Source organism: Streptomyces africanus, assembly GCF_002150735.1.
In the GTDB taxonomy this organism is placed as follows: Bacteria; Actinomycetota; Actinomycetes; order Streptomycetales; family Streptomycetaceae; genus Streptomyces; species Streptomyces africanus.
The window spans coordinates 1-13,402 of sequence record NZ_MUKA01000231.1; the positions used below are offsets into that span (position 1 = coordinate 1).

A 13,402-nucleotide genomic window follows, 5' to 3' on the forward strand; every position below is an offset into this window, starting at 1 on the left:
CCCCTCTTCCGCCGCTCCTTTCGCATGCCCTGGGAACGCCCGTGTTCGCCCCCCGCACCACCCCCTGGCCCCTCGTCGCCCTTTTCACGGCCGGGTACCTCGCCCCGTATCTCCTGCCGACCACCGTCGGCAGACTCGACTCGGGCCTTCCGCTCTCCGCCACCCAGGCCGGCGCCGTCGGCAGCGCGCTGCTGCTGAGTTCGGCCACCGCCGGATTCGCCCTGGCCTCACGGGTCGAGGCGCTGGGAGCCCGCGCCCTCGCCCGGCTCGGACTCGCACTCGCCCTGCTCGGCTACGGCGCTGCCGCGCTGACCACCGCCGTCCCGGCCGTCGTCGCCGGCGCGATGGTCGGCGGGTTCGGATCCGGCACGGCCACCACCGTCGCCGCCACCCTCATCGCCGCCCAGCGGGATCCGCACCGGGCCTCCACGGCCGGGCTGCTCACCGTCTCCGCCCTCGCGGGCGCGGTGTATCTGACGGTCCCCCACCTCGGCCCGGGGCACGGACTGCCCCTGGCCGCGATCGCCCTCACGGCCCTGGCCGTGTGGCCACTGACCGGCCGCCTGCCCGCCGGTACGCCCGCCGCGCCCACGCGGCACCACAAGGCCCGGCTGCCCCACGCCCGTTCGGGCCTGGTGCTGGCCGCCGCCATGCTGTGCTGGTCGCTCGCCCAGAACTCCCTGTGGGGCGTGAGCGGACAGATCGGGCTGACCCAGGCCCATCTCGGCGAGGCCACCGTCGGCGTCGTCTTCGCCGTGGCCCTGGGCGCCGGACTGACCGGCGTCCTCGCGGCCGGCGCGCTCGGGGCGCGGCTGGGACGCGCGGTGCCGATCGGGGCGGGCACGGTCCTCATCGCCGGCTGCATCGTGCTCAGCGCCTCCGCCACCGACCTGGCGAGCTTCGCGACCGGCGAGATCGCCTGGAACACCCTGTATCCGGTGGTGCTGTCGTATCTGATCGGGCTCGCCGCCTCGCTCGACCCGCGCGGCCGCTGGGCGGTGCTCGTCGGCTCGGCGTCCTCGCTCGGCACGGCCGCCGGGCCGCTGGCCGGCAGCGTGCTGTCGGCGCAGGCCGGGTTCCCGGTCATGGGCGCGATCCTGGCCGCCGGTCTGCTGGTGATCGCCCTGCCGATGACGGCGGTCGCCCTGCACACGAGCGGGCGCCCGCTGCTCGCCGGCGCGATCCGCCGCCGCGGCGGCCACCCGGCCGCCCTGGTCGCCGCCGCCACGGGCACGCCCACGGGCGCGGTCCCCGAGATCGGCGCCCGGGAACAGCAGGTGGTGGAGATCCCCGTGGACGCCCCGGCCGTCCCGGCCCAGCGCGCCTACGGCAAGGCGGGGTCGGAGGTCCTGTGAGGCCGCGGGTTCCTCAGCGGAACGCGTAGGCCTCCACCTCGGCGAGGTACCGCGCCCGCAACTCCTCGTCGTCCTCCAGGAACGAGGCGAGGAAGGAGTTGCGGGCGAGCTCGCGCAGCCGCTCCTCGCCGAGGCCCAGGGTGTCGCGCACGGCGTCGAAGTTGTCACCGGCGTACCCGCCGAAGTACGCCGGATCGTCCGAGTGCACCGTGCACATCAGGCCGGCGTCCAGCATGGCGGGCAGCGGATGGTCGGCCAGGGTGTCGACGGTGCGCAGCCGGACGTTCGACAGGGGGCACAGGGTCAGCGGCACCCGTTCCCGCACCAGCCGCTCCACCAGCGCCGGGTCCTCCACACAGCGCAGCCCGTGGTCGATCCGCTCGACGCCGAGGACGTCCAGGGCCTCGGTGATGTACTCCGGCGGGCCCTCCTCACCGGCGTGCGCGACCCGCCGCAGCCCGAGCGCGGCGGCGGCCTCGTACACCTCGCGGAACTTCGCCGGTGGATGCCCGACCTCGGCCGAGTCGAGGCCGACGCCGGTGATCCGGTCCAGGTACGGCTTGGCCGCGTCCAGGGTGGCCAGGGCCGACTCGGCGGACTCGTCGCGCAGGAAGCACAGGATCAGCCGGGTCGAGACGCCGTGCTTGGACTCGCTGTCGCCGAGCGCCCGCCACAGCCCCTCGACGACCGTGCCGAGCTCCAGGCCGCGGCTGGTGTGGGCCTGCGGGTCGAAGAAGATCTCCGCGTGCCGCACGCCCTGTGCGGCGGCGCGTGCGAGGTACTCGTTCGCCAGGTCCTCGAAGTCCCGCTCGGTGCGCAGGACGGCCATGAGCTCGTAGTACAGGTTCAGGAACGACTGGAGGTCCTCGAACCGGTACGCCTCGCGCAGCTCGTCCGTGTCCGCGTAGGGCAGGGTGACGCCGTTGCGCGCGGCGAGCTCGAAGGCGAGTTCCGGTTCTAGGGTGCCTTCGATATGAAGGTGCAGTTCGGCTTTGGGGAGGGACATCAATTCATCGTACGGGCGTTTCACCGACGCTTCGGAACCGGCACCCTCAGCAGATCGTGCGCCACGGTCAGCTCCCCCTCGTACCCCGCCGCCCGCGCCTGCCGCTCGAATTCGTCCGGGTCGGTGTAGCGCTGGCTGAAGTGGGTCAGCACCAGGTGCCGCACTCCGCCGTCCCGGGCCACCCGCGCGGCCTGACCTGCCGTCAGGTGTCCGTGTTCCACGGCCAGTTGCTCGTCCTCGTCGAGGAAGGTCGACTCGATGACGAGCATGTCGCAGCCCTCGGCGAGCGCGTACACGCCCTCGCACAGCCGGGTGTCCATGACGAACGCGAACCGCTGCCCGCGCCGCACCTCGCTGACGTCGTCGAGCGAGACCCCGCCGAGCGAGCCCTCGCGCTGGATCCGGCCGACGTCCGGCCCCTTGATGCCGTGCGCGGCGAGCCGCTCGGGCAGCATCCGGCGGCCGTCGTGCTCGGTGATCCGGTAGCCGTACGACTCGATCGAGTGCGACAGCCTGCGGGTGTCCAGCGTGTACGACGGCGTGACCGCGAGGACGCCGTCCCCGTCGGCCGGGGCCTCGGTGGGGAAGACGGTCGCGCGGTAGGGCGTGGCGTACTGGAGCCGCTCGTAGAAGCGCTGCCCGGACTTCGGGTAGTGGGCGGTGATCTCGTGCGGAACCTGGTCGAGGTTGATGCGCTGGATGACCCCGGGCAGACCGAGCGCGTGGTCGCCGTGGAAGTGCGTGACGCAGATCCGGTTCAGGTCGTGCGCGGCGACACCGGCCCGCACCATCTGGCGCTGGGTGCCCTCGCCGGGGTCGAACAGGATGCCCTCGCCGTCCCAGCGGAGCAGGTAGCCGTTGTGGTTGCGGTGGCGGGTCGGGACCTGGCTGGCGGTGCCGAGCACCACGAGTTCGCGTACGGACAAGGCGGATTACCCCGTTACCCCGGAGGCCAGTCGAGGCCGCGGCCGCCGAGCACGTGGCCGTGCACGTGCCAGACCGTCTGGCCGGCGCCGCTGCCGGTGTTGAAGACGAGGCGGTAGCTGTCCAGCTTTTCCTCGTCGGCGACGGCCTGGGCCTCGCGGAGCACGTCCGCGGTGAGGGCCGGGTCGGCGGCGGCGAGGGCGGCGGCGTTCTCGTAGTGCGCCTTGGGGATGATCAGGACGTGGGTGGGGGCCTGGGGGTTTATGTCGCGGAACGCGACGGTGGTGTCCGTCTGGCGGACGATCGTCGCCGGGATGGTTCCCGCGACGATCTTGCAGAACAGGCAGTCGTCCTGGGGTTCCCCTGCCATGTTTCCTCCGGGGGTTGGCCGAATGGGGGTCCGACTTGGGCATCGTATCGTCGTCGGGTGCGGGTGCGTTTGGGCTGGTCGCGCCCACGCGGCGGAGCCGCAAATCGATACAGCCCCGCGCCCCTTAAGAGGTCGGCAGAGCCGGGGGCGTTTTTGCGGGACTGGCCTCCAGACCCTCCAACGCGAGCCGGATGGCCTCGTCCAGTTGGGCATCCCTGCCCGCCGCGTAGTCCTGGGGGCGCTGGAGGATCTCCACGTCCGGGTCCACTCCGTGGTTCTCCACACCCCACTCGTAGCCCTCCAGCCAGAAGGCGTACTTGGGCTGGGTGACGAGCGTGCCGTCGACCAGGCGGTAGCGACTGTCGATGCCGATGACGCCGCCCCAGGTGCGGGTGCCGACCACCGGGCCGAGGCCCAGGGCCTTGATCGCGGCGTTGACGATGTCGCCGTCGGAGCCGGAGAACTCGTTGGCGACGGCCACGACGGGGCCGCGGGGGGCGTCCTCGGGGTAGCTGTAGGGGCGCATGCCGCGCGGGACGGCCCAGCCGACGATGCGGCGGGCGAGTTTCTCGACGACCAGCTGGGACGTGTGGCCGCCGCGGTTCTCGCGGACGTCGACGACCAGGCCCTCGCGGGCCACCTCGACGCGCAGGTCGCGGTGGATCTGGGCCCAGCCGGGGGCCTGCATGTCCGGGACGTGCAGGTAGCCGAGGCGGCCGCCGGACTTCTCGTGGACGTAGGCGCGCCGGTCGGCGACCCAGGCGTGGTAGCGCAGCGGCTCCTCGTCGGCGACCGGGACGACGACGGCGTGCCGCGGGTCGCCGCCGCCGGACGGGGAGACGGTCAGCTCCACCGGCTTGCCCGCCGTGCCGATCAACAGCGGGCCGGGGCCGGCCACCGGGTCGACCGGCTGTCCGGCGATGGCGAGGATCGCGTCCCCGGGGCGGACGGCGACGCCGGGTGCGGCCAGCGGGCTGCGGGCGTCCGGGTCGGAGGTCTCGGAGGGCAGGATGCGGTCGACGCGCCAACTGCCGTCCTCGTGGCGGGAGATGTCCGCGCCGAGCAGACCCTGGCGGGGACCGCCGCCGAAGCCGCCGCGCGGGGTGACGTAGGCGTGCGAGGTGCCGAGTTCGCCCTGCACCTCCCACAGCAGGTCGACCAGGTCGTCGTGGGTGGCGAGCCGGTCCACGACCGGCCGGTAGCGTTCGAGGACGCCGGCCCAGTCGACGCCGCTCATGTCCGGCCGCCAGAAGTGGTCGCGCATGATGCGGCCGTTCTCGTCGAACATCTGCCGCCACTCGGCGGCCGGGTCGATGAACTGGCGTACGCGGCCCAGGTCGACGGTGATGTTGGTGTCGCTGTCGTCGTCGCCGGAGGCGCGCCGGTCGCTGGGGACGACCTTCAGCCGTCCGTCGGTCCACAGCAGCACCCGCTTGCCGTCACCGCTGACCTCGAAGTGGTCGGCGTCGACGGCGAGATGCTCGACGCGCTGCTGGGCGAGGTCGTACCGCTCCAGTTCCGACTTGGGCTCGGGGTCGTCCGGGGTGGCCCGGGACGCGCCGAGCACCCCGGCGACCGGGTGGCGCAGCCACAGGACGCCGTCCTTGGCGGCACGGAGGTTGGAGTAGCGGGCGGCCTCGACCGGGAAGGGCACGATGCGGTCCGCGAGGCCTTCGAGGTCGATGCGGGTGGTGGGGGTGCCCTCGCTGTCGGGCGTCTCCTCCCGGTCGGGCGTCTCGAAGGACCGGCCGTGCCGCTGCGGCCCGAACGGGGAGGGCGTGGTGGCCGCGAGGGTGATCAGATGCGGCCGGGCGCCCTCCACGAAGGCCAGGTCGAAGACGTGCTCGTCGTAGACCGGGTCGAAGGAGCGGGTCGACAGGAACGCGAGGTGCTTGCCGTCCACCGTGAACGCCGGCGCGTAGTCCTGGAAGCGCAGCGGGGTCGCCTCGGTGACCGACAGGTCGGTGGTGTTGGCGAGCTTCAGTTGCGACAGGGGCCGCGGGCCGGGGTGGGACCAGGCGAGCCAGGAGGAGTCGGGCGAGAAGACCAGCCCGGACACATCACCGTCCTCGCTGCGGTCCACCTCCCGTACCTCGCCCGTCTCCCTCTCGACGAGCAGCAGGCGCCCGTCGTGGGAGGCCACGGCCGCGCGACTGCCGTCCGGTGCCATGGCGAGCTCCAGCACCCTGCCGAGCTGCCCGGCGGCGAGCCGGCGCGGGGTCGCCCCCGGGGTGAGGCCGGTGGCGGGCGCGAACTCCAGGGCGTCGTCGCCCTCGGCGTCGGTCACCCACACCACCCACTCCTCGCCGTCCGCGCGGAACGTCCGCGGCAGCCGGGCCCGGACACCGGGCGTGGCGGCCAGGGCGCGGGCCGGGCCCGAGCGGTGGGTGACCCAGTGGACGCAGCCGCGTACGGACACCGCGCTGCCGCGTGCGGTGTGGTCCGGGGACGCCGACCCGAACCACCGGGAGGCGTTCACGGGGAACGGCTGGAGGTCGATGCGCTGTCCGCCGAGCCGCACGTCCAGCCGCCGCGGCTCGGCCCCGTCCAGGTCGTCCAGCACCCACAGCTCACCGGCGCTGGCGTAGACGACACGGGTGCCGTCGGTCGCGGCGTGCCGGGCGTAGAAACCGTCGAGCGGGGTGTGCCGCCGCAGGTCGGACCCGTCGGCGAGGGAGGAGTACAGCGCGCCGGTGCCCTCGTGGTCGGAGAGGAAGGCGATCCGGTCCCCCACCCACAGCGGATACTCGATGTTCCCGTCCAGCCCCTCGTGGAGCCGTACGAACTCGCCGTCTCCGTCGGGGTCGATCCACAACTTCCCCGCCGTACCGCCCCGGTACCGCTTCCACCAGGCGGCCTCGCGCCCCATCGGCGCGGACAGCAGGACGACACTCGGCCCGAAGGCGATGTCACCGACCGGCCCGTACGGCAGCGTGGTGGCGGGACCGCCGTCGAGCGGCACGGCACGCGCCCACGTGCGGCGCAGACTCGCCTGGCCGTGGGAACTGATCGCGAGGACCTCGCCGTCCGGGGTCCAGCCGCGCACCTGGGTCTTCAGACTGCCCCAGTACGTCAGGCGCTTGGCGGGGCCGCCGTCGACCGGGGCGATGTGCACCTCGGGGGCGCCGTCGCGGGTGGAGGTCCAGGCGACCGTGGCGCCGTCGGGCGAGATGCGGGGCAGGGTCACCGGCACGTTCTCGGCGCTGACCCGCCAGGCCCGTCCGCCGTCGAGAGGAGCGAGCCACACGTCGTCCTCGGCGGTGAAGGCGACCAGGTCACCGTGCACGTGCGGGAAACGGAGGTAAGCAGGCGATGCGGACTGAGTCACCCGATCACCCTATGCAGGGAGGCCGCCGTGCGGACAGGGTTCGGATCACTTGCCCTCGACGGGGCGGCAGTCCGGGTACCGATCACACCAGATGGTCTGCGTGACGGTCACGGTGACGGTGGCACCGGGCTGCCCGTTCGAGGGCCCGCCTCCCACGGGCGGCGGGCTGGTGGAGTTGCAGTCGCCGAGCCCGTCGACCTCGAACCACACCTTGCCGTCCACCTTGGCGGTGATGTTCCCGCGCACACAGGCGCCGTCCACCGCGTGGGTGACCTTGCCGTCGACGGTGATGTCCTTCCCGTCCTCCGTCTCCCCCTCGCAGTGGACGGTGGCGACGGTCTTCTCACTCGCCGAGGGCGACGGCTTCCCGCCCTGGCCGGAGTTCCCGTAGGAGGCGGTGCACGTCAGCCAGCGCACGCCCGCCTTCTGCCGGTTGAGCTCCTTGGTGACGGCCTCGTCGGTGGTGTACGCGACGGCCGCGGAACTGATCCCGCCACCGGGTTCACACGCCACCACGCCGCCGACGGCGGCCACCGCACACGTCACCGCGACCGCCACCGCACGACTGCGCGGCCCCCGCCAAACCCTCCTCAATGCCCCCATGGAGGGGAGCCTGCCACTGCCGGGGGCCGAGCGGTAGGGCGCAAAGGCGTCAGCCGCGGAGCAGGAGCCACTCCTGCAGCTCGACCAAGTTGCCCTCCGGGTCCTTGAGATGGGCGACGCGCAGACGGTCGGTCAGGTGGGTGGGGCCGTGCAGGATCGTGGCGCCGCGCATCGTGACCTCCTCGCAGTACGCGTCCAGGGCGTCGACGCGCAGGACGACCAGGGAGCGGTGGCCGTTCGCCGTGGCGCCCAGCTCGTCCAGGACCTCGGCCATCATCGTGCGGTCCTGGAGGGCGATCCCCGGCGAGCCGACGGCGGGGCTGAACTTCTCGTACGGCCCGTCCACCGCGCCCGACTGTGGCTTGAGGCCGAGGACCTCACCGTAGAAGTGGTAGCAGGCGGCGAAGTCGGTCACGAGCAGTCGTACCTGTGCGAGTTCCACGGTGCCTCCGAGCAGGGTCAGGTCCAGCGGCCGGTGCGCGCCAGGAGCACAGCCGTGGCCGCCGTCCCGGCAGTCGATGTGCGCAGCACACTGCGCCCGAGGCGATACGCCTTGCCCCCCGCCTGCGCGAACAGCGCCAACTCCTCCGGCGCCACGCCCCCTTCGGGACCCACGACGAGCACGATCTCACCGGACGACGGCAGTTCGGCCGTCGCCAGCGCCTCGTCCCCGCTCTCGTGCAGCACGGCGGCGAAGTCGGCATCGGCCAGCAGCGCGGCGACCTGCTTGGTCGTCGCCGCCTCCGCGACCTGCGGGAAGCGCACCCGGCGGGACTGCTTGCCGGCCTCGCGGGCCGTCGCCCGCCACTTGCCCAGGGCCTTCAGCCCGCGGTCGCCCTTCCACTGCGTGATGCAGCGCGCCGCCGCCCACGGCACGATCGCGTCGACGCCGACCTCGGTCATCGTCTCGACGGCCAGTTCCCCGCGGTCGCCCTTGGGCAGGGCCTGGACGACGGTGACCCGGGGCTGCTCCGGCGGTTCCTCCGTCACCGGGTCCAGCCGGACGATCAGCCGGTCCTTGCCCTCGGTGTCGAGCACGACACCGTCCGCCCAGCGCCCGGCGCCGTCCGTGAGGACGACGTCCTCACCGGGCCGCAGCCGCTTCACGGACACGGCGTGCCGTCCCTCCGGGCCGTCGAGGACGAAGCGGCCGCCTCCGGCCGCGTCGAAGTGCTCGACCACGAAGACCGGTGCCGTCATCGCACCCCGCCTCCGCCCGACAACGCCGTCCGCGCAGCGGCGAGTTCACCGGCCAGCACTTCCACGAGCTGCCCGGCGGGCAGCTCCCGCGCCATCCGGTGGCCCTGCCCGGCCCACAGCGCCATGCCCTGCGCGTCCCCCGCCTTGGCGGCGGCCTTGCGCAGCGGCGAGGTGAGGTGGTGGACCTCGGGGTAGGCGGCGGGCGCGTACGGGCCGTGCTCGCGCAGGAAGCGGTTGACCAGGCCGCGCGCCGGGCGCCCGGAGAAGGCCCGGGTCAACTCCGTACGGACGAACAGGGGGTTGGTCAGCGCCTGCTTGTGCAGGGTGTTCGCGCCCGACTCGGCGGTGGCGAGGAACGCCGTGCCGAGCTGGGCCGCGCTCGCGCCCGCCGCGAGGACCGCGGCGATCTGGCCGCCGCGCATGATGCCGCCGGCGGCGATGATCGGGATGCTCACGGTCTCCCGGATCTGGGCGAGGAGCGACAGCAGCCCGATGCCGGAACCGTCCGTCTCGGGGAGGTCCCGGTGCGTGCCCTGGTGACCGCCCGCCTCGACGCCCTGCGCGATGACCGCGTCCGCGCCGGACCGCTCGACGGCCCGGGCCTCGTCGGGCGTGGTGGCCGTGACCAGGACGAAGGTGCCGACCCGGTGCAGGGCGTCGACGACCTCCCGGCTCGGCGTGCCGAAGTGGAACGACACCACCGGCACGGGGTTGTCGCGCAGGACCGCGAGCTTGGTCTCGTAGCCGTCGTCCCGGCCGCTGTCGGGGTCACCGAGCTCGGCCTCGTACCAGGAGGCCTCGCCGGCCAGCTGATGGGCGTAGACGTCGATGGCGGCGGGGTCGGCATACTCCGGCTGCGGCATGAAGAGGTTCACGCCAAAGGGCCTGCCGGTGAGGCTCCTCAGCTGCTTGATCTCCTCGTACATCCCGTCGGCCGTCTTGTACCCGGCGGCGAGGAACCCGAGCCCGCCCGCCTCGCACACGGCGGCGGCGAGCTTCGGTACGGAGACGCCGCCCGCCATGGGGGCCTGCACGATCGGGTGGGGGAAGAGATCGGTCAGCGCGGAGGACATGACCGCATGTTGTCACGTCCTCCGGACTACTCCGAAACCGGCCTGCCCTGTGGCATAGACCAGAGGAAAAGCCACCCGCCGCACCCTGAAGGACCCGGCGTCACCGCCCGTTGAAGGCGTCCTTCAGCCGAGAGAACAGCCCCTGCTGCCCCGGCTGGAACTGACCCGTCGGCCGTTCCTCGCCGCGCAGCTTGGCCAGCTCGCGGAGCAGGCGCTCCTGCTCGACGTCCAGCTTGTTCGGGGTCTGGACCTCGACGTGGACGATGAGGTCGCCGCGTCCGCCGCCCCGCAGGTGTGTGACACCGCGGCCGTGCAGCGGGATCGACTGGCCGGACTGGGTGCCCGGGCGGATGTCGACCTCCTCCAGGCCGTCGAGCGTCTCCAGCGGCACCTTCGTGCCGAGGGCGGCCGCCGTCATCGGGAGCGTGACCGTGCAGTGCAGGTCGTCGCCGCGCCGCTGGAACTGCGAGTGCGGCAGTTCGTGGATCTCGACGTACAGGTCGCCCGCGGGACCGCCGCCGGGACCGACCTCGCCCTCACCGGCGAGCTGGATCCGCGTGCCGTTGTCGACACCGGCCGGGATCTTGACCGTGAGCGTACGGCGGGACCGCACGCGCCCGTCGCCCGCGCACTCCGGGCACGGCGTGGGCACCACCGTGCCGAACCCCTGGCACTGCGGGCAGGGCCGCGAGGTCATGACCTGGCCGAGGAAAGACCGCGTGACCTGGGACACCTCACCGCGGCCGCGGCACATGTCACACGTCTGCGCGGAGGTCCCCGGCGCCGCGCCCTCACCGTTACAGGTGTTGCAGACGACCGCCGTGTCGACCTGGATGTCCTTCGTCGTGCCGAAGGCCGCCTCGTCGAGCTCCACCTCGATGCGGATCATCGCGTCCTGGCCGCGGCGGGTGCGCGAGCGCGGACCGCGCTGCGACGCCGTGCCGAAGAACGCGTCCATGATGTCGGAGAAGTTCCCGAAGCCACCGGCTCCGAAGCCGCCCGCGCCGCCGCCTCCGGCCTGCGAGAGCGGGTCGCCGCCGAGGTCGTAGACCTGCTTCTTCTGCGGGTCCGACAGCACCTCGTAAGCGGCGTTGATCTCCTTGAACCGCTCCTGGGTCTTCGGATCGGGGTTGACGTCCGGATGCAGCTCGCGCGCGAGCCGCCGGAAGGCCTTCTTGATCTCTTCCTGCGACGCGTCGCGGCGCACGCCGAGTACGGCGTAGTAGTCCGTGGCCACTACGACTCCGCCAGGATCTGTCCGACGTACCGTGCCACTGCGCGTACCGCTCCCATCGTTCCCGGGTAGTCCATGCGGGTCGGTCCGACCACGCCGAGCTTGGCGACAGCCTCGCCGCCCGAACCGTAGCCGACCGACACGACGGACGTGGAGTTGAGTCCTTCGTGGGCGTTCTCATGACCGATCCGTACGGTCACGCCCGGATCCTGCGCCTCGCCGAGCAGCTTGAGGAGCACCACCTGCTCCTCCAGCGCCTCCAGCACCGGCCGGATCGTGAGGGGAAAGTCATGCCCGAAGCGGGTCAGGTTGGCGGTGCCGCCGATCATCAGCCGCTCCTCGTTCTCCTCGACGAGCGTCTCCAGAAGTGTGGAGAGCACCGTGGAGACCGTACCCCGGTCCTCGTGCTCGAACGCCTCCGGCAGATCCTCCACCAGACTCGGCACATCCGTGAAACGGCGGTTCGCCACCCGGCTGTTGAGCCGCGCGCGCAGATCCGCCAGCGAGGCCTCGCCGAAGGGCGCCGGGCAGTCGACCACGCGCTGCTCGACCCGCCCGGTGTCCGTGATCAGCACGAGCATCAGCCGCGCGGGCGCGAGAGCGAGCAACTCCACGTGCCGCACGGTCGAGCGGGTCAGCGACGGGTACTGCACGACGGCCACCTGGCGCGTGAGCTGCGCCAGCAGCCGTACCGTCCGCGCCACGACGTCGTCGAGGTCGACGGCGCCCTCGAGGAAGTTCTGGATCGCGCGCCGCTCGGGCGCGGTCATCGGCTTGACGCCGGCCAGCTTGTCCACGAACAGCCGGTAGCCCTTGTCGGTGGGGATGCGCCCGGCGCTGGTGTGCGGCTGGGCGATGTACCCCTCGTCCTCCAGGGCCGCCATGTCGTTGCGGACGGTGGCCGGCGAGACGCCGAGGTTGTGCCGCTCGGTGAGGGCCTTGGAGCCCACCGGCTCCTCGGTGCCGACGTAGTCCTGGACGATGGCGCGCAGCACCTGAAGCCTGCGTTCACTGAGCATTCGCGCGCACCTCCAGAAGTCGTCCGCCTGGTTCCTGCCTGTCGGGCCTGGCACTCTGCGCGTGCGAGTGCCAGCATTCCCCGCCCAGTGTACGGCTGTGGGGTACACCCCCGGCAAGGCTGGTCGCGTGCTGTCGTGCCCCGGGCGGTGGTACCCGCTAGCGTCGCCGTATGACGGTGACTTGGGAAGAGCTCGGCTGGGAGCGCGTGGCCGCGGGCGTGGGGCGGTGCCGGCTCCCGGTGTGGGACTGCACGACGGGGCTGGTCGCCGGCGAGGACGCGGTACTCATGATCGACGCGGGGTCGAGCCCGGCCGAGGGCGCGCGGTTGCGCGAGCAGGCGCGGTCGCTCACCGGTCACGGTGTGACGCATCTCGCGCTGACCCATCCCCACTTCGACCATGTCTTCGGGGTGGCGGAGTTCACGGACGCGGAGGTGTTCGGCGCGGTGGGCGTGGACGCGGTGCTGACGCGCCTGCGGGACCGCGAGGAGCTGCGCGCGGACGCGGTGCGAGGCGGCCTGGCGGAGAGCATCGCGCAGGAGGCGGCGGACCGGCTGGTCGCGCCCCGCCACCTGGTCTCCGGCGAGTGGACCCTCGACCTGGGCGGCGGACGCCAGGTGCTGCTGGCGAACGTGGGCCCCGGACACACCGCGCACGACCTGGCGGTGCTGGTGCCGGGCGATCCGGAGGTGGTGTTCTGCGGCGACCTGGTCGAGGAGTCCGGCGAGCCGCAGGCGGGCCCCGACGCCGTGCCGTCGCACTGGCCGGCCGCCCTGGACCGGCTGCTCGACCTGGGCGGCGAGGACGCGCTGTACGTACCCGGTCACGGAGCGGTGGTGGACGCGGNNCGCGCTGGCGGCGTATTTCGGCGTGTCGCGGTGATCGCCGTACGCCTTCTCCTATCGTCATTCGAATGCGCCAGTACTCTCCGGACCTGACCCCGCCGTGGAAGAAGCCGAAGCCGGTTCCCGAGGTTCCGGCGGAGCCGGGCCTGGTGGTCGAGGAGCCGGGGACCGGTTTCTGCGGCGCGGTGATCCGCTGCGAGGCGGGCACGGTGACCCTGGAGGACCGCTTCGGCAAGCACCGGGTGTTCCCCATGGAGCCGCGCGGGTTCCTCCTGGAGGGCAGGGTCGTGACCCTGGTCCGCCCCTCGCCCGCCGGCCCCGCCCGTCCCGCCCGCACGGCGTCCGGTTCGGTGGCCGTCCCCGGCGCCCGTGCCCGCGTGGCCCGCGCCGGGCGGATCTACGTCGAGGGCCGGCACGACGCCGAGCTGGTCGAGCGGGTCTGGGG

At 72.9% G+C, this 13,402-nt stretch carries 13 protein-coding genes; 3 read left to right on the plus strand and 10 right to left on the minus strand.

Features of this window, described 5'->3' with window-relative positions:
• The first annotated feature begins 41 nt into the window (after positions 1–41).
• Complete coding sequence (locus CCL05_RS27150) at positions 42–1,355, plus strand: MFS transporter (protein WP_086563126.1); 1,314 nt, start codon at positions 42–44, stop codon at positions 1,353–1,355.
• Positions 1,356–1,368: 13 nt separating this feature from the next.
• Here the strand turns inward: CCL05_RS27150 and CCL05_RS27155 are convergent, their stop codons facing one another.
• From CCL05_RS27155 to hrcA, 10 genes are all read right to left on the minus strand, one after another.
• Complete coding sequence (locus CCL05_RS27155; protein ID WP_167409624.1) at positions 1,369–2,361, minus strand: adenosine deaminase; 993 nt, start codon at positions 2,359–2,361, stop codon at positions 1,369–1,371.
• Between the two features lie 20 nt (positions 2,362–2,381).
• On the minus strand, positions 2,382–3,287 hold the full coding sequence (locus CCL05_RS27160; protein WP_086563128.1) for a ribonuclease Z: 906 nt from the start codon (positions 3,285–3,287) through the stop codon (positions 2,382–2,384).
• Between the two features lie 14 nt (positions 3,288–3,301).
• Complete coding sequence (locus CCL05_RS27165; RefSeq protein ID WP_086563129.1) at positions 3,302–3,655, minus strand: histidine triad nucleotide-binding protein; 354 nt, start codon at positions 3,653–3,655, stop codon at positions 3,302–3,304.
• 124 nt (positions 3,656–3,779) lie between these two features.
• The gene (locus tag CCL05_RS27170; RefSeq protein ID WP_086563130.1) at positions 3,780–6,983 is read right to left on the minus strand and encodes a S41 family peptidase; all 3,204 of its coding nucleotides are present in this window, start codon (positions 6,981–6,983) and stop codon (positions 3,780–3,782) included.
• Positions 6,984–7,028: 45 nt separating this feature from the next.
• The gene (locus CCL05_RS27175; RefSeq protein WP_086563131.1) at positions 7,029–7,586 is read right to left on the minus strand and encodes a hypothetical protein; all 558 of its coding nucleotides are present in this window, start codon (positions 7,584–7,586) and stop codon (positions 7,029–7,031) included.
• A 49-nt stretch (positions 7,587–7,635) separates the two neighbouring features.
• Positions 7,636–8,028: a VOC family protein gene (locus CCL05_RS27180; protein WP_086563132.1), complete on the minus strand. Its 393-nt coding sequence runs from the start codon at positions 8,026–8,028 to the stop codon at positions 7,636–7,638.
• Between the two features lie 17 nt (positions 8,029–8,045).
• Positions 8,046–8,786, minus strand: coding sequence for a 16S rRNA (uracil(1498)-N(3))-methyltransferase (locus tag CCL05_RS27185; RefSeq protein ID WP_086563133.1), 741 nt, complete (start codon positions 8,784–8,786; stop codon positions 8,046–8,048).
• A complete protein-coding gene (locus tag CCL05_RS27190; RefSeq protein WP_086563134.1) occupies positions 8,783–9,859 on the minus strand; it encodes a nitronate monooxygenase in 1,077 nt (358 codons plus the stop codon). The genes CCL05_RS27185 and CCL05_RS27190 overlap by 4 nt, the downstream gene beginning before the upstream one ends.
• A gap of 100 nt (positions 9,860–9,959) precedes the next feature.
• The gene (dnaJ, locus tag CCL05_RS27195; RefSeq protein WP_020270536.1) at positions 9,960–11,096 is read right to left on the minus strand and encodes a molecular chaperone DnaJ; all 1,137 of its coding nucleotides are present in this window, start codon (positions 11,094–11,096) and stop codon (positions 9,960–9,962) included.
• On the minus strand, positions 11,096–12,112 hold the full coding sequence (hrcA, locus tag CCL05_RS27200) for a heat-inducible transcriptional repressor HrcA (protein WP_086563135.1): 1,017 nt from the start codon (positions 12,110–12,112) through the stop codon (positions 11,096–11,098). Before hrcA ends, dnaJ begins: the two co-directional genes overlap by 1 nt.
• A 170-nt stretch (positions 12,113–12,282) precedes the next feature.
• Here hrcA and CCL05_RS27205 point away from each other — a divergent pair, with 170 nt between their 5' ends.
• Both CCL05_RS27205 and CCL05_RS27210 read left to right on the plus strand, forming a co-directional pair.
• Positions 12,283–13,050, plus strand: a complete 768-nt coding sequence (locus tag CCL05_RS27205; RefSeq protein ID WP_086563136.1) for an MBL fold metallo-hydrolase — start codon at positions 12,283–12,285, stop codon at positions 13,048–13,050.
• Positions 13,026–13,402: DUF3097 family protein (locus tag CCL05_RS27210; protein WP_143589951.1), on the plus strand; the 377-nt coding region annotated here is incomplete at its 3' end. The genes CCL05_RS27205 and CCL05_RS27210, both read left to right, overlap by 25 nt.